The following is a 20,819-nucleotide window of genomic DNA, read 5'->3' as shown; positions in this document are numbered from 1 at the left end:
CCTCTCTCATCATGCTGCGAGCCCTGCTCTTGTCTCTCACCCTGATTTCCGGCCTGGCTCAGGCCAACACCACCCGACAACTGCCCATCAGCCTCGATACCGACCAGGGCACCCTGTACGGCAGCCTGCTGGTGCCACAAAGCGACAGGCCGGTACCGGTAGCGCTGCTGATCGCCGGTTCCGGCCCCACCGACCGTGACGGTAACAACCCGGGAGGCGGGCACAACGATGCGCTGAAGAAACTGGCGCAGGTGCTGGCGCACAACGGCATCGCCAGCCTGCGCTATGACAAACGCGGTGTCGCCGCCAGCCGCACGGCCACCCCGGACGAAACAGACCTGACTATCGAGCGCTACGTAGCCGACGCCGAGGGCTGGGCCAGGCTGCTCAGGGACGATCCACGCTTCGACCGTCTGATTCTCATCGGCCACAGTGAAGGCGCACTGATCGCCAGCCTGGCTGCGCCGGATAGCCAGGCCAACGCCCTGGTGTCGATTGCCGGGCCTGCCTACCCCATCGGCCAGGTGCTCGACATGCAACTGGCCACACGCCTGCCGCCGCCGCTGCTGGCCGAGAGCCGGCACATCCTCGCCAACCTGATCCGCGGCACACTGCAACCGCACGTGCCCGAGGAGCTGCAAGCGATCTATCGCCCCAGCGTGCAGCCTTATCTGATCAGCCTGCTGCGCCAGGCCCCGGCAGAAAACTTCGCTGCACTGCAGATTCCCGCGCTGATCGTGCAAGGCACCCACGACGCCCAAGTCACCCCGGATAATGCCAACGTGCTCAAACAGGCCAGACCCGATGCCGAACTGGCGATGATCGCGGGCATGAACCATGTACTGCGCATCACCCCGGCGCCCTGGCACGAACAACTGGCGTCCTACAACGATCCGCAGCTACCCTTGGCGCGTGCGCTGGGCGAACGGGTCGTATCCTTTATCCGCTCCAGTGCCGAGGAAAGTGGCCGATAACGCATCCAAGGCCACCGAACAGCACACAGGACGCCCATGAGCGAACATCCAGCCCCGTCGACGCTAGCCACTGAAGGCGAAGCGGTGACAGACGAAACGTCCAGCGCGCCACATCCCTGGGCGGATCTGCCAGCCGAGCAGTTCAGCCTGCTGCGCCTGGCGCCGCTACCCGTAGACCGGGAAACCGGGCCGAGGCCGCTGCGCTTCGTCCAGATGGGCCGCGTGGAACGCCATGCCAGGGACATGAGCCTGCTGCGCCTGACCGTCCAGGTGCCCGGCCAACGCCTGCATCGTCAGACCAACCTGCTGGAAGTCTGGGCCGACCATCAGCGCAAGGAGGTTCGCTTCGGCCCGGACAAAGGCTTGAGCGTCGAGCCCGGCAATCGCGGCCTGGGGCGCTTTCTCATGGCGCAGGGCATCGCCTGGGCACGCAAGCAGTACGCGCATTACACCGTCGAGGACGCCGCCCTGCCGACCAAGGACAACTTCAACGAAGCCGCCCGCGCCCGCCGCGATCACGCCCTGAAGGCACAAGGCTTCACCATCGAATACAGCGACCCGTTACAGCTCAAGCCTTTCTACAGTGCACCGCGAGTCAGCTCGCTGCACGGCGACTGGCATGCCGAAAAGGTGCAGATCGTCGAGTTGCTCGACGCTGCGGCAATGCTGCAGCAGGCCGACCAGACGCTGCAAGAGCAGGATGTCAAACTGCGCAAGCTGGAAGACCGCGTCGAACGCTTCAAGCGCGAAGACAGCGGCCTGCGCTTCACCATCACCTGCCTGGTAGCGTTCAGCCTGTTTCAGGCGGGGTTGCTGATCTGGATCGCCACACGCTGACGGCCCTTGGTGCGCGCGGCGCACCCTACGTCAGCCGCAACTCCTGCAGGGGGCGCCGTGCGCACCGGCGAATCAGCCATTGATATGCGAACGAAACAACGCCTGATGCTCACGGCACTGCTTGGCCGCCAGCAGGAATACACCATGCCCGCCGCGCTGGAAGTCCAGCCAGGTGAAATCCACCTCCGGGTATAGCGCCTCGACGTGCACCTGGCTGTTGCCCACCTCGACGATCAGCACGCCATGCTCGGTCAGGTGATCCGCCGCTTCGGCCAGCATGCGCCGCACCAGATCCAGCCCATCATCTCCACAGGCCAGGCCCATCGCCGGCTCGTGCTGGTACTCGGCCGGCATGTCGGCAAAATCCTCGGCATCGACGTAGGGCGGGTTGGAGACGATCAGGTCGAAGCGCTGCCCCGGCAGCTCGGCAAAGCCATCGCCCTGCACGCAGTAGACCCGTTCCTCCAGCCCGTGGCGCTCGATATTGAGGTTGGCCACCTCCAGCGCGTCGAATGACAGGTCGCCCAACACCACTTCCGCCTCGGGAAATTCGTAGGCGCAGGCAATGCCGATGCAGCCGGAGCCGGTGCACAGGTCGAGAATGCGTGCAGGCTCGCTTGGCAGCCAGGGGGCGAAGTGACGGTCGATCAGCTCGGCGATAGGCGAGCGTGGCACCAGCACGCGCTCATCGACGACGAAAGGCAAGCCACAGAACCAGGCCTCGCCGAGCAGGTAGGCCGTGGGAATACGCTCCTCTATGCGACGCTTGAGCAGTGCCTGCAGATGAGCGTGCTCGTCATCTTCCAGGCGGCAATCGAGGTAGGCATCGGAAATTTCCCACGGCAGGTGCAACGCACCGAGCACCAGTTGGCGCGCCTCGTCCCAGGCATTGTCGGTGCCATGGCCAAAGAACAGTTGCTCGGCCTGAAAACGGCTGACGGCCCAACGGATGTAGTCACGCAGGGTACGTAAACGGGTAGTGAGAACGGTCACGGGCGGTCTCCGGCAGAAAAGTGCGGAAGTTTAGCCCAGTGCAGGTGGCTCGCGCATGAATGAAACGCTTAGGAACGCTCGCGCCTCTTGCGCAGCGACGCATCATCCGGACGGCGCAACTCACGCAGCACTGCGATGGACACGGCAAGCGAAAACAAGAACCAGAAAAACGGGGAAAACTGCGACCAAAGCGACATGGCAACTCTTTTTGCGTACGACCCTGAATCCCGCAGGGCAGTTTCGATTCTGCTCCCGAGCAACGCACTGAGCAAGCATTGGCGCAGATAGAGGTTCACAGAGCGCGCTGGCCAGCGGACAATGGCACATCATCACCATCAGCCAGGAGCCCGAGATGTCCCATCCGCAAACCATGTTCCAGCTCACCGGTCGTGGCCACGCACCGGCCAGCCTGAGCAATGCGACCCTGCTGATCATCGACGCCCAGGAAGAATACCGCAGCGGCGTACTGGTGCTGCCAGGCCTCGACCCGGCCCTGGAGCAGATCGCCAGCCTGCTGGCCGCTGCCCGCGCAGCCGGCACCGACATCGTACACGTCAAGCACCTCGGTATCCCCGGCGGCCTGCTCGACCCCAGCGGCCCGCGCGGTCGTCATCTACCGGAAGCCGCCCCGCTGGCGGGCGAAATCGTCGTGGAAAAACGCCTGCCCAATGCCTTCGCCGGCACCGAACTGCATGATCGCCTGCAGGCGCTGGGCCATCTCGACCTGATCGTCTGCGGCTTCATGACCCATTCCAGCGTCAGCACCACCGTGCGCGCCGCCAAGGACTATGGCTACCGCTGCACCCTGGTCGATGCCGCCTGCGCCACGCGCGACCTGCCGGCGCCGGATGGCAGCGTGATTGCCGCCGCCGAGGTGCACCGTATCGAGATGATCGCCCTCGGCGACAACTTCGCCACCCTGGTGCCGCACGCCAAATCCCTGGTGTGAAGCCGCCTGCAGTTACGCCAGCGCGCTGGAACCCGGGCGCAACCAGCCGGTCACACCAGCCATGACCTCGAGGAAATTGGCATGAGGCTGTCCGACGATTTCAATGCACGCCGCCTGCGCCCACGCCAGCCAGGAAACTGGCGCCTGCGCATCGGTGCTGGCCTGGGCGCTCTGTTCGCGGCCTTTGGCATTCTCCTGACGATGGCCGGGGTCGCCTCCCTGGTTGGTCGTGCTCCGGCGCTGGGTGCACTCAATGACTCCACTGGCGAAGCCATTACCCTGCTGTTGTTCGGCCTGTTTCTGTCCTGGGCCGGTATTACCTTCTGGCGTCGCTGCCGCAGGCGCCTGCGCCGCCCCAGCGATCTGAGCCTGTCGCCGTCACTGCTGAAAAAGCGCGACTGATCCCCACAAAACACACCACCCAATACCGTAGGAGCCGGCTTGCCGGCGATGCTCTTCGTTAATCGAATTGATGATCGCCCGCAAGCGGGCTCCTACAAATTCGTCTTTGTACGCTTACACCGCTGGCATTTGGGTAAAATGCCCGTCTGTTTCGCGGAGCCACCGATGCAAGACGACGATTTTTCCCTGTTCCAGGCCGAGCTGCGTGGCGTCAAGCCACTCCAGTACGACCGTGCCGACACCGGCAAACCCAAAGCTGACCGCAAGCAGTTCAACACCCTGCGCCAGGCTGCAACCATCAGCAAGGGCGAGACCAAGGTGGACGGGCTGTCCGACCAGTTCGTCATCGACGTCGGCGCCGAGGATGCCCTGTACTGGGCCGCCAACGGCATGCAGGAAGGCCAGATGCGCAAGCTCAAACTGGGCCAGATCCCCTTCGACGGCAGCCTCGACCTGCACGGCATGAGCGTCGAAAAGGCGCGCGATACGCTGTGGGAATTCCTCGCCGAGGCCACCAAGCTGGAGGTTCGCTGCGTACGCGTCACCCATGGCAAGGCCGTGCGCATGGACGGGCGCAAGCCGATGCTCAAGAGCCACGTCAACACCTGGCTGCGCCAGCACCCGCAGGTACTGGGCTTCAGCTCATGCCAGGCCAAACATGGTGGCACCGGCGCGGTATACATCATCCTCAAGCGCACCATGATGGATGGACGCGACGAGTAATGCGCATGCTCCGGCGCATTTGTCAGACACCTGACGATGCCCTACCCTGCGCCTCTCGATAGCCAACAGGATTTTCCATGTCCCTGGAACAACAGTACACCGCGATCCTTGGTCAGCTTGGCGAGGACGTTTCCCGCGAAGGCCTGCTGGACACGCCCAAGCGCGCCGCCAAGGCCATGCAGTACCTCTGCCGTGGCTACCAGCAGACGCTGGAAGAAGTCACCAATGGCGCGCTGTTCAGCTCCGATAACAGCGAGATGGTGCTGGTGAAGAACATCGAGCTGTATTCGCTGTGCGAACATCACTTGCTGCCCTTCATCGGCAAGGCTCACGTCGCCTACATCCCCAACGGCAAGGTGCTGGGCCTGTCCAAGGTGGCACGTATCGTCGACATGTACGCCCGCCGCCTGCAGATCCAGGAAAACCTCAGCCGACAGATCGCCGAAGCGGTCGAGCAGGTCACCGGCGCGCTGGGCGTGGCGGTGGTCATCGAAGCGCAGCACATGTGCATGATGATGCGCGGCGTGGAGAAGCAGAGCTCGTCCATGGTCACCTCGGTGATGCTCGGTGAATTCCGCAGCAACCCGGCGACCCGTGGCGAATTTCTCAATCTGGTTCGCTGAGCCCGCTCAAGACGATGGCCGCTCACTTCGCTGAACGGTCGTCGCCCTTTTAGCGTGAAAGTCGCACAACGACGCCCTCCTTGATGCCCTTCTCCCTCCGGGAGAAGGTGGCGCGAAGCGCCGGATGAGGGCGAGCAAGACCACCAAGACCCTCATCATTTGGTGTGCCGCCCACGGCATGCCCGTTCAGGAGTTAGAAATATGTTGCTCAAAGCCCTTCGTATCGGCCTGGGTCAGCTCGTCGTGTTCGTCGACTGGATCAGCCGTCCGCGCAGGCTCAAGCGCAGCCCCGAGGCGCAGGCCGAAGTCGAGCGCGCCACGGCCAATCTGGCGCTGTACCAGTTCCACGCCTGCCCGTTCTGCGTCAAGGTCAGGCGCACCCTGCACCGCCTCAACCTGCCGGTGCAGTTGCGTGATGCCAAGAATGACGCTGAACATCGTCAGGCCCTGGAACAGCACGGCGGCCGCATCAAGGTGCCGTGCCTGCGCATCGAGGAAAACGGCCAGAGCACCTGGCTGTACGAGTCCAAGGCGATCATCGCCTATCTGGATCAGCGCTTCGCGGGTTGAACCAGGCTTTTCGCAGGAGCCGGCTTGCCGGCGTGCCTCTGCGTAAAGGATCGCCGGCAAGCCGGCTCCTACAGGCTGAGAGCTCGACACCTACACTTCGTTCAGCCCTGTAGCCCGGATGCAATCCGGGAGCCTCAGAGCTCCTGCACCGGTCATTTCGCGGCTGAAGCCGCTCCTACACGAGCGGCGTACCTTCGCCTGACTCTTGTAGGAGCGAGCCCTGCTCGCGAACAGCCTATTAGGGTTCGATGCCGTAGACCTTGAGCTGGTCGAGGAACTGCGCTTCGTCCAGCACCTTCACCCCCAGCTCGCTGGCCTTGGCCAGCTTCGAGCCAGCGCCAGGCCCGGCCACCACGCAATGGGTCTTGGCCGACACCGAGCCGGCCACCTTGGCGCCGAGGCTTTCCAGCTTCTCCTTGGCCACGTCGCGGCTCATGACTTCCAGGGTGCCGGTGAGCACCCAGGTCTGGCCAGCCAGGGGCAGGCCTTCGGCGACCTTCTTCTCGCTTTCCCAGTGCATGCCGAAGTCACGCAACTGCTGCTCGATGGCGCGAGCCAGCTGGGCGTTTTCAGCGTTATCGAAGAACTCACGCACGGCCTTGGCCTGCTTCTCCGGCAGGGCCTGGCGCATATCCAGCCAATCGCCGGCGAGCACGCCGTCGAGACTGCCGAAACGCTCGGCCAGCTTCTGCGCCGCACCAGGACCGACACTCGGGATATTCAGCTTGTCGAGCATGCCGCCGAGCGTGGCCACGGCGGAGAACTCGGCGCTCAGCTCGCCCTCTTCCTGCAACTCAAGACCACACTCACCGAGCAAGGCGCTGATCACCTGCTGGTTGTGCGCATCCTCGAAAAAGCTGTGGATCTCGTGCGCAACTTCCAGGCCGATATCCGGCAGATAAGTCAGCACCTGCGGCTGCGCCTGACGCACGCGTTCCAGCGAGGCCAGGGAGCGCGCCAGCACCTTGGCAGTTTCCTCGCCCACATCGGGGATGCCAAGGGCGTAGATAAAGCGCGCCAGGGGCGGTCGCTTGCTGTCTGCGATGGCCGCCAGCAGCTTGTTGCTGGACACCTCGGCGAAGCCTTCCAGGCCGATGATCTGTTCGAAAGTCAGTTTGTACAGGTCGGCCGGTGAGGCGATCAGCTGCTCGTCCACCAGTTGCTCGATGGTCTTGTCGCCGAGGCCTTCGATGTCCATGGCGCGACGCGAGACGAAGTGGATGATCGCCTGCTTGAGCTGCGCCTGGCAGCTCAGGCGACCGACGCAGCGGTACACCGAACCTTCGCTGACCGACTCCTTGCCCTTGCTGCGCTTGACCAGTTGTGTGCGCTCCACCGCCGAGCCGCACACCGGGCAATGCTCGGGGATATGCACAGGGCGTGCATCGGCCGGGCGACGCTCCGGCACCACGGCCATCACCTGCGGGATCACGTCCCCCGCGCGGCGAATGATCACCGTGTCGCCGATCATCACACCCAGGCGCGCCACTTCGTCCATGTTGTGCAGAGTAGCGTTGGCCACCATCACGCCCGCCACCTTGACCGGGTTCAGACGCGCCACCGGGGTGACGGCGCCAGTGCGACCGACTTGGAACTCGACGTCGAGCAGCTCGGTGAGCTCCTCCTGCGCGGGAAACTTGTGGGCGATGGCCCAGTGCGGCGTGCGCGCACGGAAGCCCAGCTGCTGCTGGTCTTCGATATTGTTGACCTTGAACACCACGCCATCGATGTCATAAGCCAGGCTCATGCGCCGTTGACCGATATCGCGGTAGTAGTCCAGGCAGGCTTCAACGCCCTTGGCCAGCTTCAGTTCACGACTGATGGGCACGCCCCAGGCCTTGAGCTGCTGCAGCATGGCCACCTGGGTGCCCGGCAACTCACCACTGACCTGGCCGACACCGTAGCAGCAGAACTCCAGCGGACGGCTGGCGGTGATTTTCGGGTCGAGCTGACGCAAGCTGCCGGCTGCGGCATTGCGCGGGTTGGCGAAGGTCTTGCCGCCGCTCTCGGCCTGCCGCGCATTCAACTCCTCGAAGCCGGCCTTGGGCATGAACACCTCGCCGCGCACTTCCAGCACCTGCGGCCAACCCTCGCCCTGCAGCTTGAGCGGCACGTTACGGATGGTGCGCACGTTGCTGGTGATGTCTTCGCCGGTGCTGCCGTCTCCGCGCGTAGCGCCACGCACCAACTGGCCATTCTCGTAACGCAGGCTGACGGCCAGGCCGTCGAGCTTGGGTTCGCAGCTGTATTCGACCTCGGCGCCGCCACCGAACAAATCGCCGCCCTGTACGCCCAGGCCGTTCTGCACGCTGCGGTCGAAGGCGCGCAGATCCTCTTCCTCGAAGGCGTTGCCGAGGCTGAGCATCGGCACTTCATGGCGCACCTCGCCAAAGGCGCTGAGGGCCTCACCACCAACGCGCTGGGTTGGCGACTCGGGCGTGACCAGCTCCGGATGCTTGGCTTCCAGCGCCTGCAATTCACGGAACAGGCGGTCGTACTCAGCATCGGGAACGCTCGGTTCATCCAGCACGTAGTAACGATAGTTGTGCGCGTCCAGTTCCTGGCGCAGCGCGGCGATACGTTGGGCAGCGTCGGTCATGCTCGGTCTCTCAAACGAAAAGAGCAGCCTCGGCTGCTCTTTTGCAATGCACTGATGTTTCAGCGTTTCTGGGTCAACTGCCGGCGTTCGAATTCGACGATGCGCTGGCGATAGTGTTCGATGGTCTGCGCGGTCATCACGCTGCGCTGGTCGTCCTTCAGCTCACCGCCCAGTTCGTGGGCCAGCTTGCGCGCGGCAGCGACCATCACATCGAAAGCCTGCTTGGGATGGCGCGGGCCTGGCAGGCTGAGGAAGAAGCTCACCGCGCGTGTGCTGAAGCCTTCGATATCGTCCAGGTCGAAGGTGCCCGGCTTGAGCGCGTTGGCCATGGAGAACAGCACCTCACCGTTGCCGGCCATGCTCTCGTGGCGATGGAAGATGTCCATCTCGCCGAAGCGCAGGCCGCTTTCGAGGATGTTCTGCAACAGCGCCGGCCCCTTGAAGCCGAAGTCGTCGCGAGCGACCACGTTGATCACCAGCACCTCTTCCACCGGAGCTGCTTCGGCTGCCGGCTTGGCGGCTTTTTTCGTCTCTTGCGGTTGATCATCGACCGGGTTGAGCAGCGTCGGCACCGGCTCGTCGATGGCCAGATTGAGATCACCCTGCTGTGGCTCGTTGCGTACGCGGCGTGGCAGATCCTTGGCGCTCATCGATGGCAGGTCGTCTTCGTCCAGTTGCGGCCCGTGGTCGCGATTGACCACGCGCGGTGGGCTGAGCAGATCAGGGTCGCTGTCATCGTCCGGCATGTTGGCCAGGCTGCGATCGAGCTTGAACTTGAGCCGGCCCTTGCCGCCGCGCATGCGGCGCCAGCCGTCGAACAGAATGCCAGCGATAACGATGATGCCAATAACGATCAGCCACTCGCGCAGACCGAATTCCATGAAATACCTGACCCTTAACAATTCTGGTGAAAAAAAGATCCAATCGACCGGATCACAACTCGACTATAAAACGCGGCGCCAACTCCATGTTCTGTCTGACGTTTTCCGCGTGTAACAAAAGAGGGCAATAAGCTAGCACGACGAAAGGCAACTTTACACAGGGTCGCACACAAGGTTTTGCCTATGTTCAGTTAAATTCGCAGTGCCGTGCGTTACCCATCCACCATCGCCAACGCCTCCTCGACATCCACCGCCACCAGGCGCGAACAACCCGGCTCATGCATGGTAACCCCCATCAACTGATCAGCCATTTCCATGGCGATCTTGTTGTGGGTGATATAGATGAACTGCACGGTCGCCGACATCTCCTTGACCAGGCGCGCATAGCGCCCGACGTTGGCGTCATCCAGCGGTGCATCCACTTCGTCCAACATGCAGAACGGCGCCGGGTTGAGCTGGAAGATGGAAAACACCAATGCCAAGGCGGTCAACGCCTTCTCTCCACCGGAGAGCAAATGAATGGTGCTGTTCTTCTTGCCCGGGGGCCGCGCCATGATGGTCACCCCGGTATCGAGTAAATCTTCGCCGGTGAGTTCCAAATAAGCGTTGCCGCCACCGAAAACTTTTGGAAAGAGTGCCTGCAAACCACTGTTGATCTGATCGAAGGTGTCCTTGAAACGATTGCGCGTTTCCTTGTCGATCTTGCGGATGACGTTTTCCAGGGTTTCCAGCGCCTCGACCAGATCGGCGTCCTGCGCATCCAGATAACGCTTGCGCTCGGACTGCTGCTGATACTCGTCGATAGCCGCCAGGTTGATCGGCCCGAGACGGGCGATACGCGCGGCCATGCGCTCCAGCTCTTCTTCCCAGGCGCTTTCCGTGGCCTCGGCCGGCAGCGTGGCGATCACCCCATGCAGGTCGTAGTTGTCCTCGGCGAGCTGGTCGGCCAAGGCCTTGCGCCGCACGTTGAGCGACTGCCAGTCCATGCGCTGCTGCTCCAGCTGGCTGCGCAGCAGTTGCGCCTGCTGCTCGGCCTGGGTGCGGCGCTTCTCGGCATCGCGCAGTTCGCGATCGGCGTCCTCCAGGGCCAGGCGCGCCTGGCGCAGTTCGTCATCCACCGCCATGCGCCGTTCGAGCAGTTCTTCGAGCTTGATGCGCAGCTCTTCCAGCGGCGCCTCGCCCTCTTCCAGGTTCAGCGACAGTTGCTCGCGCCGTTCGTGCAGACGCTCGGCCTGCAGTTGCAGGCGCTCCAGCGCCTGGCGAGTGGAATCGTGCTGGGCCTTAAGCGAGCCGACGCGCACCGCCAACTGATGGGCGTGGTCCTTGTGCTGACGCGCTTCCTGGCGCACGCGATCGAGGCGTTCGCGCAGGCTGTCACGGCTGGCCAGTAGGCGTTCACGCTGCTCGTTATCCAGCGCCATGGCATCCAGTGCGTCCTGCAGTTGCAGACGCGACTCGCCCAGTTGCTCCTGCTCGATCTCGCGTTGTTCGGCCGCTTCCTGCAACTCGTCCTGCAGACGACGACGGCGCAGGCCCAGTTGCTCGGCTTTGGCCTGGCTGGCGGACAGCTTTGCCTTCAATTCGCTCAGCTGCCGCGCCAGCTCCTGGCCCTGACGGCGCTGCTGCTCGCGTAGCTCTTCCTGCCGGCGTTGATCATCGCGCAGCGCCAGCAAGCGTTCATCCAGTTGCGCCAGGGCCGCTTCACGCTCTTCGCGCTCCAGCTGCAGACGCTCCAGTTCCTGCCCCCGCGCCAGCACGCCGCTGTCAGCTTCGGCGGCGCGGCGCACACGCAGGAAGTGCCGGCCGACCCAGTAGCCGTCGCGGCTGATCAGGCTTTCGCCTTCGACCAGTTGCGCACGGGCGGCCAGCGCCTGCTCCAGCGACTCCACCGGGCGCACAGCGGCCAACCAGGGCGACAGGTCGTGGTTCGACTCGACCTTGTCCAGCAGGCTGCCGGGGCGGCGCGCACCGCCCGCAGGCGGGCTGGCCAGACGCAGTTCGCCCTGCTCCAGCGCCGAGAAATCCAGGCCGGCGAAATCATCCAGCAGCACGGCCTGCAGGTCGGCACCGAGCACGGTTTCCACCGCCAGTTCCCAGCCAGCCTCCACGCGCAGCCCTTCGGCCAGGCGCGGACGCTGCAGCAGATTCTGCTCGCGCAGCCACTCGCCGGCGCCCTGCCCCGGATCGAGCGCCGCCTGTTGCAGCGCCTCCAGCGACGCCAGGCGACCATTCAGGCGTTGCAGCTCACCTTGCGCCTGCTGCTGGGCCTGACCGGCCTGCTGCAGTTCCTCGCGCAAGTGCTGCAGGCGTTCGGCCTGTTGCTCTTCGGCCAGTTGCAGCGCTTCGTGCTCCAACTCGCCGACAGCCAGCTGTTCGTTCAGTTCGAGAATAGCGGCGTCTTCGGGATCAGCCGCCAGTTGCTGCAATTCTTCGTTCAAGCGGCGCTGGCGCTCGGCCAGGCGCTCCAGGCTCTGCTCCAGTTGGGCGATGCGCGATTGCTGCACTTCGGCCTGGCGGCGCGGTTCGGCGCTGCGCTGGTTGAAGCCGTCCCACTGCTCCTGCCAACCGTGCATGGCGGCCTCGGCCTCTTCCAGGCTGGCAGCGGATTCTTCGGCGGCAGCCGCAGTCATCTCCTGCTCGGGCAAGAGCATCTCCAGCTCTTCACCCAGGGTAGCGAGCAAGGTGCGGTCGTGCCCCAGGTGCGATTCGGTTTCCAGGCGCGCCTTTTCCGCCTCGCGCAGGTCGTCCTGCAACTGGCGCAGGCGCTGCTGGCCGTGCTGAATGCTCTGCTCGACGCGGGCGATATCGCCGCCCACCGAGTAGAAACGGCCCTGCACCAGGTTGAAGCGCTCGGAGAGTTCATGGTGACCATCGCGCAGGCGCTCGATGCTGGCATCGGCGCTGCGCTGCTCGGCCACTAGCGCCTCGAAAGCGACTTCCTGATCGCCGATCACCTGCTCGCGGCTACCGACCTGCTGGTTCAGGGTCTGCCAGCGCAGGGCCAGCAGTTGCGCCTTGAGCTGGCGTTCCTCTGCTTTGTATTCCTGATATTTCTCCGCAGCCTGGGCCTGGCGGTGCAGGCGTTCGAGCTGGCGTTCCAGTTCCTCGCGCAGGTCGGTCAGGCGCGCCAGGTTTTCCTGGGTGCGGCGGATGCGGTTCTCGGTCTCGCGACGGCGCTCCTTGTACTTGGAGATGCCGGCGGCTTCCTCGATGAAGTTGCGCAACTCCTCGGGCTTGGCCTCAATCAGCTTGCTGATCATGCCCTGCTCGATGATCGAGTAACTGCGCGGACCAAGACCGGTGCCGAGGAAGATATCGGTGATGTCGCGACGGCGGCATTTGGTGCCGTTGAGGAAGTAGGTGTTCTGCCCGTCGCGGGTCACCCGGCGGCGGATGGAAATTTCCGCGAAGGCCGCGTATTCGCCCACCAGCGAGTTATCGCTGTTGTCGAAGATCAGTTCGATGGACGCCTGAGTCACCGGTTTGCGCGTGTTGGAGCCGTTGAAGATGACGTCGGTCATCGACTCGCCGCGCAGGTTCTTCGCCGAGCTTTCGCCCATCACCCAGCGCACGGCGTCGATGATGTTGGACTTGCCGCAACCATTGGGTCCGACCACGGCCGCCATGTTGCTGGGAAAGCTCACCGTCGTCGGGTCGACGAAGGACTTGAAGCCCGCCAGCTTGATGCTCTTCAGGCGCATCGCGGCTTAGCGCTCGGCCAGGGTGGCCAGCACCAGCTGGCAGTTATGCTCACCGTAGGCCTGCAGCACCTCGCGGGCAAGCACGGGGTCGCGGGTGATGATCGCCTGCAGCAGACTGGCGAAGGTGTTCATGAACTGGCCCATCTCACCTTTGCGCCGTTCCAGCGCCAGGTGGTAGGTGCGGCTGATGGCCGGCAGCAGATTCTCCAGGGTTTCCTGCAGATAGGGGTTGTCGGCAAAGGGAAAGGCAGCGCGCATCACGTCGAAGCTGTTCTCGACAAAGGCGCTGATATCGTCGCGCTCAAGGCTGTCCTGCAGGCGATTTTTGATCTCGATGAACGGCGCCAGGTCGGCCTCCACCTGCCAGCGTTCGATCACCGCGCGGGCCAGCATGGCGTACAGCTCGATGCTCAGCGCATAGAGGCTGGTGACGTGGTGCGGGGTCAGTTCGCTGACCTGGGCACCGCGGCGCGGCAGGATCACGATCAGGTGGCGGCGCTCGAGAATGAGCAGCGCTTCGCGTACCGAACCACGACTGACGTTAAGGGCCTGGGTGACTTTCTGCTCCTGAATGCGCTCACGTTCCTTGAGCTCACCGCGAATGATGCGTTCGGCCAGGTAATGCGCGATTTGCTCGGCGAGGCTGTCCAGGGCCTTGAACGTCATGACATTCCTTATTTACGTCGATCCAGGGGCAGGCGGTCGAGTCTGAGAGCCGCGCCACGGCTGGGCGGGAGCAAGAAAATCTGGCGGCAAGTGTACCACAGGGCGTTACCGGGCCAAGCGTACGGCATGACACTTGCTGCACGAATCTTGGAGCGCCCTTCAGGGCGGAAGCCATCAAGCAGAATGCCCAGACTCACGGATCATGCTACCAAAAATAGACTGACTTTCAGGTCAGAAATTTATTGACCCAAAAGTCAGAAAACCCTAGATTGCCTCCATGACCAATCTCGCCCGGGCCTTGCAGTGCACGCAGATCACCCGGCGAGCCAACGATTCATAACAATAAAATGCCTGGAGGTCGTCCTTGATCCAGTTTTTACTCAACCGGGAGCTGCGCACAGAGCATGCCCTGGACCCCAACGTCACCGTGCTCAACTACCTGCGTGAGCACGTCGGAAAAACCGGAACCAAGGAAGGCTGCGCCTCCGGCGACTGCGGTGCCTGCACCGTGGTGGTGGGCGAGCTCGAGGGCGAGCGCGTACGCTATCGCACCCTCAATTCCTGCCTAACCTTCGTTTCCAGCCTGCATGGCAAGCAACTGATCACCGTCGAAGACCTCAAACACCAGGGCAAGCTGCACAGCGTGCAACAGGCGATGGTCGACTGTCACGGTTCGCAGTGTGGCTTCTGCACCCCCGGCTTCATCATGTCGCTGTTTGCCCTGCAGAAGAACTCCACCGGGTACGACAAGGGCCAAACCATGGAGGCTCTGGCCGGCAACCTCTGCCGCTGCACGGGCTACCGGCCGATCATCGACGCTGCCGAGCAGGCCTGCTGCCAGAAGCAGCCGGATCAATTCGATGCCTTCGAAAGCGCCACCGTCGCCCAACTCAAGAGCATCGCTCCGCGCGAAACCGCCGAACTCAACAGTGGCGACAAGCGCTGCCTGGTGCCGCTGACCGTGGCCGACCTGGCCGACCTCTATGCCGCCAACCCCGAAGCCCGCCTGCTCGCCGGCGGCACCGATCTGGCCCTGGAAGTCACCCAGTTCCACCGTGAACTGCCGGTGATGATCTACGTCGGCCATATCGAAGACATGAAACGCATCGACGTGACCGACAGCGCCATCGAAATCGGCGCGGCCGCCGCGCTGTCCGACTGCTACGCAGCGCTGTCACGCGAATACCCGGACTTCGGCGAGCTGCTACACCGCTTCGCCTCGCTGCAGATCCGCAACCAGGGCACCCTGGGCGGCAATATCGGCAACGCCTCGCCCATTGGCGACGCCCCGCCCCTGCTGATTGCCCTCGGTGCGCAGATTGCCCTGCGCCAGGGCAACACCCGCCGCATCCTGCCGCTGCAGGACTACTTCCTCGACTACAAGGTGACTGCCCGTCAGGAAGCCGAATTTATCGAGAAGATCATCGTGCCGCGCGCCCAGCCGAATCAGGCCTTCCGCGCCTACAAGGTGTCCAAGCGCCTGGACGACGACATCTCCGCCGTCTGCGCCGCCTTCAACCTGACCATCGAAGATGGCGTGGTGCGAGATGCGCGCATCGCCTTCGGCGGCATGGCTGCCATCCCCAAACGCGCAAGCGCCTGCGAGGCGGCGCTGGTCGGATCGGCCTGGTACCCGGGCGTGATCGAACGTGCCTGCGCGGCGCTGGCCGAGGACTTCACCCCGCTGTCGGATTTCCGTGCCAGCAAGGAATACCGCCTGCTGACTGCTCAGAACCTGCTGCGCAAGTTCTTCCTGGAACAGCAATCGCCCGAGGTCGAAACCCGGGTCACTGCCTACGCATAAGAGTTGGGGATAGAAAGATGTCCAGTCATATTCAGCACAAATCCCAGGAAGAGCTGGCCGAATTGTTCCGCGCCGGCATGACCAGCGGCGTTGGCCGCAGCGTCAAGCACGAAAGCGCAGACAAGCACGTCACCGGCGAAGCGGTCTATGTCGACGACCGCCTGGAATTCCCCAACCAGTTGCACGTCTACGCGCGCCAGTCCGATCGCGCCCACGCGCGCATCCTGCGCATCGACACCCGCCCCTGCTACGAGTTTCCGGGCGTGGCCATCGCCATCACCAAGGACGACGTACCGGGCCAGTTGGATATCGGCCCGGTGGTCGCCGGCGACCCGCTGCTAGCCGACGGCAAGGTCGAGTACGTGGGACAGGTGGTACTGGCAGTCGCCGCCGACAGCCTGGAAACCGCGCGCAAGGCGGCCATGGCCGCCATCGTCGAATACGAAGACCTGGAGCCGGTGCTCGACGTGGTCGAGGCCTACCGCAAGAAGCATTTCGTACTCGCCAGCCACACCCATCGCATCGGCGACTCGGCCAGCAAGCTGGCAAGCGCCCCGCGTCGCCTGCAGGGCACCCTGCATATCGGCGGTCAGGAGCACTTCTACCTGGAAACCCAGATTTCCTCGGTGATGCCGACCGAAGACGGCGGCATGCTGGTCTTTACCTCGACGCAGAACCCCACTGAAGTGCAGAAGCTGGTGGCCGAAGTGCTTGGCGTGCCGATGAACAAGATCGTCATCGACATGCGCCGCATGGGCGGTGGTTTCGGCGGAAAGGAAACCCAGGCCGCCGGCCCGGCGTGCCTGTGCGCAGTGATCGCCCATCTCACTGGCCGGCCGACCAAGATGCGCCTGCCGCGCATGGAAGACATGAGCATGACCGGCAAGCGCCATCCCTTCTATGTCGAGTACGACGTCGGCTTCGATGACGACGGCCTGCTGCACGGCATCGAGATGGACCTGGCTGGCAACTGCGGCTATTCGCCGGATCTGTCCGGCTCCATCGTCGACCGCGCCATGTTCCACTCGGACAACGCCTACTTCCTCGGCAACGCCACCATCAATGGTCATCGCTGCAAGACCAACACCGCCTCGAACACCGCCTACCGCGGCTTTGGTGGCCCGCAGGGCATGGTCGCCATCGAGGAAGTGATGGACGCCGTCGCGCGCAGCCTGGGCAAGGATCCACTGGAGGTACGCAAGCTCAACTACTACGGCAAAACCGAGCGCAACGTCACCCACTACCACCAGACCGTCGAGCACAACGTCATCCACGAGATGACCGCCGAGCTGGAGGAAAGCGCCGAGTACGCCAAGCGCCGTCGCGAAATCATCGAGTTCAACCAGAAAAGCCCGGTGTTGAAGAAAGGTTTGGCCATGACCCCGGTGAAATTCGGCATCAGCTTCACCGCCACCTTCCTCAACCAGGCCGGCGCGCTGATCCATATCTACACCGACGGCTCGATCCACCTCAACCACGGCGGCACCGAGATGGGCCAGGGCCTCAACACCAAGGTCGCACAAGTCGTGGCCGAAGTGTTCCAGGTCGATATCGAGCGCATCCAGATCACCGCCACCAACACCGACAAGGTGCCCAACACCTCGCCGACCGCTGCCAGCAGCGGCACCGACCTCAACGGCATGGCGGCCAAGAACGCGGCCGAAACCATCAAGCAGCGCCTGGTCGACTTCCTGGTGCGCGAGTACAAGGTCACCCCGGAAGACGTCGAATTCCGCAATGGCCAGGTGCGCGTGCGCGATCACTTCCTGTCCTTCGAGGAGGTGATCCAGAAGGCCTATTTCGGTCAGGTCTCGCTGTCTTCGACCGGCTTCTACCGCACCCCGAAGATTTTCTATGACCGGGACCAAGCGCGTGGCCGCCCCTTCTACTACTACGCCTACGGCGTGGCCTGCGTGGAAGTGCTGGTGGACACCCTGACCGGCGAATACCGCATGCTGCGCGGCGACATCCTGCATGACGTCGGCGACTCGCTGAACCCGGCCATCGACATCGGCCAGGTCGAAGGCGCGTTCGTTCAGGGCATGGGTTGGCTGACCACCGAAGAGCTGGTGTGGAACGCCAAGGGCAAGCTGATGACCAATGGCCCGGCCAGCTACAAGATCCCCGCCATCACCGACATGCCCATCGACCTGCGCGTGAAGCTGGTGGAGAACCGCAAGAACCCGGAAGACACCGTATTCCACTCCAAGGCCGTGGGCGAACCGCCTTTCATGCTCGGCATCGCCGCCTGGTGCGCGCTGAAGGATGCCGTGGCCAGCCTGGCCGACTACAAGGTGCAACCGCAGATCGACGCCCCCGCCACCCCCGAGCGCGTGCTCTGGGGCGTGGAGCAGATGCGCAAGTTGAAGGCCACGGCCAAGGCTGACAGCGCTGCCCAGGTCGAACCAGCCTGATTCGTAGCCCGGATGAAATCCGGGGAACTCTGCCCCCGGATTGCATCCGGGCTACGACCCAAAGCCAAGAGGTGTACAACAATGACAAAACACACCGAACCGAATAATCCACCCGCTCGCCCGGCGCCGGAGCCGATTCTCGATCCGTCGCCGAGCAACTGGCGCCTGCCGCGCCCGGGGCAGACCACGCCTTGCTGGAGGCTGAGCAAATGAGCTGGATCAGTGCCCTCGCCGACCTGCAGCAACAAGGTGAAGCCTGCGTGCTGGTGACCATCATCGAGGAACGCGGCTCGACGCCGCGCAATGCCGGTTCGAAGATGGTGGTCACCGCCGAACGCATCTTCGAGACCATCGGCGGCGGCCACCTGGAATACAAGGCCATGGAAATGGCCCGCGAGATGCTCGCCAGCCGTAGCCAGGACACCCGCCTGGAGCGCTTCTCCCTCGGCGCCAGCCTCGGCCAGTGCTGCGGCGGCGCCACCGTGTTGTTGTTCGAGCCCATGGGCCAGCCGCAGGCGCAGATCGCCGTATTCGGCGCCGGCCATGTCGGTCGCGCGTTGGTACCGTTGCTCGCCAGCCTGCCGTGCAAGGTGCGCTGGATCGACTCGCGGGAGAACGAATTCCCCGAGCAGATTCCCGCAGGCGTGGATAAGATCATCAACGACGAGGTGGTCGACGAGGTGGAGAACATGCCGCCCGGCATTTACTACATCGTCATGACCCACAACCATCAGCTCGACCTGGAGCTGACCGCAGCGATCCTCAAACGCGGCGACTTCGCCTATTACGGCCTGATCGGCTCGAAGACCAAACGCGTCAAGTTCGAGCACCGCCTGCGCGAACGCGGCTTCGCGGACACCCTGATGGCGCGCATGCGCTGCCCGATGGGCCTGGCCGAGGTGAAAGGCAAGCTGCCGGTGGAAATTGCCGTGTCCATCGCCGGCGAGGTGATCGCCACCTATAACGCCAGCTTCGGTCAGGACGTAAAGAAGGGTGAGTCCAGCGTCGCCAAGCTGCTGCCGGCCTCGCGTAGATCCTGACTATTGGTGCGCACAGCGCACCCTACGGGCCAAGATCGTAGGGTGTGCTGTGCGCACCGCCCCATTTTTCATGGTGCGCCCCGCGCGCCCACGTACGAGACTTTAATGATGAGCAACACCCGCAAAGCCTACCGCGCCGCCATTCTGCACAGCCTTGCCGACCCGGCCGTGGTCGGTGTCGAGCAGTCCTACGAATATTTCGAGGACGGCATGCTGCTGATCGAAAACGGCAAGGTCGCTCAGGTCGGCGCGGCTGCCGAGCTGCTACCGAAGCTGGCCGGCATCGAGATCCAGCACTACCGCGACGCGCTGATCACCCCCGGCTTTATCGACACCCATATCCACTACCCGCAGACCGGCATGATCGCTTCCTACGGCGAGCAGCTGCTGGACTGGCTCAATACCTACACCTTCCCCACCGAAAAACAGTTCGAAGACAAGGCGCACGCCAGCGATGTGGCGGCGATCTTCCTCAAGGAATTGCTGCGCAACGGCACCACCACCGCTCTGGTGTTCGGCAGCGTGCATGCGCAATCGGTGGATGCCTTCTTCGAGCAGGCCGAAAAGCTCAACCTGCGCATGATCGCCGGCAAGGTGCTGATGGATCGCAACGCCCCGGACTACCTGACCGATACCGCGGAAACCGGCTACGCCGAGAGCAAGGCGCTGATCGAGCGCTGGCACGGCAGGGGCCGCCTGCACTACGCCGTCACCCCGCGCTTCGCTCCGACCAGTACGCCGGAGCAACTGGAGCTGGCCGGCAAGCTGCTCCAGGAATATCCCAACCTGTATATGCACACCCACCTGTCCGAGAACCGCAAGGAAATCGAATGGGTCAAGGAACTGTTTCCCGAGCGCAAGGGCTACCTCGATGTCTACGACCACCACAAGCTGATCGGCCCGCGCGCGGTGTTCGCCCATGGCGTGCACCTGTGTGATGACGAGTGCAAGCGCCTGGCCGAAACCGGCTCGGCGGTAGCCTTCTGCCCGACCTCCAACCTGTTTCTGGGTAGCGGCCTGTTCGACCTGAACAAGCTGGAAGCCCATGGCGTGCGCGTCGGCCTGGGCACCGATGTCGGTGCCGGCACCAGCTTCAGCCAGCTGCAATCACTCAACGAGGCCTACAAGGTGATGCAGTTGCAGGGCAAGAAGCTCGACCCGTTCAAGTCGCTGTACCTGGCCACCCTCGGTGGCGCCAACGCCCTTTACCTGGACGACCAGCTGGGCAACTTCCTGCCCGGCAAGGATGCCGACTTCCTGGTGCTGGACTACAACGCCACGCCGCTGATCAGTTACCGCATGCAGCAGGCCACAAGCCTGGAAGAACGCCTGTTCGCCCTGACCATGCTCGGCGACGACCGCGCCGTGAAGGAGACCTTCGCCGCCGGCGTATCGGTGCATAAACGCGAGGCCTGACCGTAGGGTGCGCCGCGCGCACCAGCCATTCCCCGGTGGCCGTGGTGCGCACAGCACACCCTACCCGCAGCCAACGTAGCCCGGATGCAATCCGGGGCGATATCGCGACACCCCCGGATTGCATCCGGGCTACAGGCTGAAGCCGGCGATCTGCGTGCCCTCTTAGCCGCGGATTTATCCGCGATCAGGCTGTAGGCATGCCTGACAGCTTCGCGGCTGAAGCCGCT

At 63.6% G+C, this 20,819-nt stretch carries 16 protein-coding genes; 11 read left to right on the top strand and 5 right to left on the bottom strand.

The genetic code is table 11. The annotated features are described in order from the left end of the window. The first annotated feature begins 11 nt into the window (after positions 1 to 11). Together J7655_RS09140 and J7655_RS09135 are read left to right on the top strand one after the other, a co-directional pair. Positions 12 to 974 (top strand): alpha/beta hydrolase, encoded by a 963-nt coding sequence (locus J7655_RS09140; RefSeq protein WP_230927485.1) that lies wholly within the window; start codon positions 12 to 14, stop codon positions 972 to 974. Positions 975 to 1,010: 36 nt separating this feature from the next. After that, complete coding sequence (locus J7655_RS09135; RefSeq protein ID WP_230927484.1) at positions 1,011 to 1,811, top strand: hypothetical protein; 801 nt, start codon at positions 1,011 to 1,013, stop codon at positions 1,809 to 1,811. Positions 1,812 to 1,883: 72 nt separating this feature from the next. On the opposite strand, the gene prmB is transcribed toward J7655_RS09135, so the two are convergent. Next, the gene (gene prmB, locus J7655_RS09130; protein ID WP_230927483.1) at positions 1,884 to 2,804 is read right to left on the bottom strand and encodes a 50S ribosomal protein L3 N(5)-glutamine methyltransferase; all 921 of its coding nucleotides are present in this window, start codon (positions 2,802 to 2,804) and stop codon (positions 1,884 to 1,886) included. Positions 2,805 to 3,156: 352 nt separating this feature from the next. Between prmB and J7655_RS09125 the strand changes: the two genes are divergently transcribed. From J7655_RS09125 to J7655_RS09105, 5 genes are all read left to right on the top strand, one after another. Further along, positions 3,157 to 3,753, top strand: coding sequence for a cysteine hydrolase family protein (locus J7655_RS09125; RefSeq protein ID WP_230927482.1), 597 nt, complete (start codon positions 3,157 to 3,159; stop codon positions 3,751 to 3,753). A gap of 81 nt (positions 3,754 to 3,834) precedes the next feature. Next, a complete protein-coding gene (locus tag J7655_RS09120; RefSeq protein ID WP_230927481.1) occupies positions 3,835 to 4,155 on the top strand; it encodes a hypothetical protein in 321 nt (106 codons plus the stop codon). 165 nt (positions 4,156 to 4,320) lie between these two features. Next, on the top strand, positions 4,321 to 4,878 hold the full coding sequence (locus J7655_RS09115; protein ID WP_230927480.1) for a Smr/MutS family protein: 558 nt from the start codon (positions 4,321 to 4,323) through the stop codon (positions 4,876 to 4,878). 77 nt (positions 4,879 to 4,955) lie between these two features. After that, a complete protein-coding gene (folE, locus tag J7655_RS09110) occupies positions 4,956 to 5,501 on the top strand; it encodes a GTP cyclohydrolase I FolE (RefSeq protein WP_230927479.1) in 546 nt (181 codons plus the stop codon). A 201-nt stretch (positions 5,502 to 5,702) separates the two neighbouring features. Then, entirely contained in the window at positions 5,703 to 6,071 is a 369-nt protein-coding gene (locus J7655_RS09105) for a glutaredoxin family protein (RefSeq protein WP_230927478.1), read from the top strand. Positions 6,072 to 6,309: 238 nt separating this feature from the next. On the opposite strand, the gene ligA is transcribed toward J7655_RS09105, so the two are convergent. The 4 genes from ligA to J7655_RS09085 all read right to left on the bottom strand — a co-directional run bounded on the left by ligA (position 6,310) and on the right by J7655_RS09085 (position 13,918). After that, positions 6,310 to 8,670, bottom strand: a complete 2,361-nt coding sequence (gene ligA / locus J7655_RS09100; RefSeq protein WP_230927477.1) for an NAD-dependent DNA ligase LigA — start codon at positions 8,668 to 8,670, stop codon at positions 6,310 to 6,312. A 59-nt stretch (positions 8,671 to 8,729) separates the two neighbouring features. Then, a complete protein-coding gene (gene zipA / locus J7655_RS09095; RefSeq protein WP_230927476.1) occupies positions 8,730 to 9,551 on the bottom strand; it encodes a cell division protein ZipA in 822 nt (273 codons plus the stop codon). Positions 9,552 to 9,763: 212 nt separating this feature from the next. Beyond that, positions 9,764 to 13,252 (bottom strand): chromosome segregation protein SMC, encoded by a 3,489-nt coding sequence (gene smc / locus J7655_RS09090; RefSeq protein WP_230927475.1) that lies wholly within the window; start codon positions 13,250 to 13,252, stop codon positions 9,764 to 9,766. Positions 13,253 to 13,258: 6 nt separating this feature from the next. Then, positions 13,259 to 13,918 (bottom strand): GntR family transcriptional regulator, encoded by a 660-nt coding sequence (locus J7655_RS09085; protein ID WP_230927474.1) that lies wholly within the window; start codon positions 13,916 to 13,918, stop codon positions 13,259 to 13,261. Positions 13,919 to 14,282: 364 nt separating this feature from the next. Between J7655_RS09085 and xdhA the strand changes: the two genes are divergently transcribed. From xdhA to guaD, 4 genes are all read left to right on the top strand, one after another. Then, a complete protein-coding gene (gene xdhA / locus J7655_RS09080; protein ID WP_230927473.1) occupies positions 14,283 to 15,722 on the top strand; it encodes a xanthine dehydrogenase small subunit in 1,440 nt (479 codons plus the stop codon). 17 nt (positions 15,723 to 15,739) lie between these two features. Further along, the gene (gene xdhB, locus J7655_RS09075; RefSeq protein ID WP_230927472.1) at positions 15,740 to 18,136 is read left to right on the top strand and encodes a xanthine dehydrogenase molybdopterin binding subunit; all 2,397 of its coding nucleotides are present in this window, start codon (positions 15,740 to 15,742) and stop codon (positions 18,134 to 18,136) included. A 209-nt stretch (positions 18,137 to 18,345) separates the two neighbouring features. Continuing rightward, positions 18,346 to 19,176 carry a xanthine dehydrogenase accessory protein XdhC gene (xdhC, locus tag J7655_RS09070; RefSeq protein WP_230927471.1) on the top strand — a complete coding sequence of 277 codons (831 nt, stop codon included), beginning with the start codon at positions 18,346 to 18,348 and terminating at the stop codon, positions 19,174 to 19,176. Between the two features lie 108 nt (positions 19,177 to 19,284). Then, positions 19,285 to 20,592: a guanine deaminase gene (gene guaD / locus J7655_RS09065; protein ID WP_230927701.1), complete on the top strand. Its 1,308-nt coding sequence runs from the start codon at positions 19,285 to 19,287 to the stop codon at positions 20,590 to 20,592. The last annotated feature ends 227 nt before the right edge of the window (positions 20,593 to 20,819 follow it).

The sequence above is a fragment of the Pseudomonas wenzhouensis genome (assembly GCF_021029445.1).
Lineage (GTDB): Bacteria > Pseudomonadota > Gammaproteobacteria > Pseudomonadales > Pseudomonadaceae > Aquipseudomonas > Aquipseudomonas wenzhouensis.
Note: the sequence above shows the minus strand (reverse complement) of the source record. Positions and strands in the feature narration are given on the sequence as shown.

Excerpts from the sequence above, each read along its gene's own strand:
- xdhC (WP_230927471.1), top strand. The coding sequence starts at position 18,346 with ATGAGCTGGATCAGTGCCCTCGCCGACCTGCAGCAACAAGGTGAAGCC.
- J7655_RS09120 (WP_230927481.1), top strand. The coding sequence starts at position 3,835 with ATGAGGCTGTCCGACGATTTCAATGCACGCCGCCTGCGCCCACGCCAG.
- xdhB (WP_230927472.1), top strand. The coding sequence starts at position 15,740 with ATGTCCAGTCATATTCAGCACAAATCCCAGGAAGAGCTGGCCGAATTG.
- folE (WP_230927479.1), top strand. The coding sequence starts at position 4,956 with ATGTCCCTGGAACAACAGTACACCGCGATCCTTGGTCAGCTTGGCGAG.
- J7655_RS09135 (WP_230927484.1), top strand. The coding sequence starts at position 1,011 with ATGAGCGAACATCCAGCCCCGTCGACGCTAGCCACTGAAGGCGAAGCG.
- J7655_RS09105 (WP_230927478.1), top strand. The coding sequence starts at position 5,703 with ATGTTGCTCAAAGCCCTTCGTATCGGCCTGGGTCAGCTCGTCGTGTTC.
- J7655_RS09115 (WP_230927480.1), top strand. The coding sequence starts at position 4,321 with ATGCAAGACGACGATTTTTCCCTGTTCCAGGCCGAGCTGCGTGGCGTC.
- J7655_RS09125 (WP_230927482.1), top strand. The coding sequence starts at position 3,157 with ATGTCCCATCCGCAAACCATGTTCCAGCTCACCGGTCGTGGCCACGCA.
- J7655_RS09140 (WP_230927485.1), top strand. The coding sequence starts at position 12 with ATGCTGCGAGCCCTGCTCTTGTCTCTCACCCTGATTTCCGGCCTGGCT.
- zipA (WP_230927476.1), bottom strand. The coding sequence starts at position 9,551 with ATGGAATTCGGTCTGCGCGAGTGGCTGATCGTTATTGGCATCATCGTT.
- smc (WP_230927475.1), bottom strand. The coding sequence starts at position 13,252 with ATGCGCCTGAAGAGCATCAAGCTGGCGGGCTTCAAGTCCTTCGTCGAC.
- guaD (WP_230927701.1), top strand. The coding sequence starts at position 19,285 with ATGAGCAACACCCGCAAAGCCTACCGCGCCGCCATTCTGCACAGCCTT.
- J7655_RS09085 (WP_230927474.1), bottom strand. The coding sequence starts at position 13,918 with ATGACGTTCAAGGCCCTGGACAGCCTCGCCGAGCAAATCGCGCATTAC.
- ligA (WP_230927477.1), bottom strand. The coding sequence starts at position 8,670 with ATGACCGACGCTGCCCAACGTATCGCCGCGCTGCGCCAGGAACTGGAC.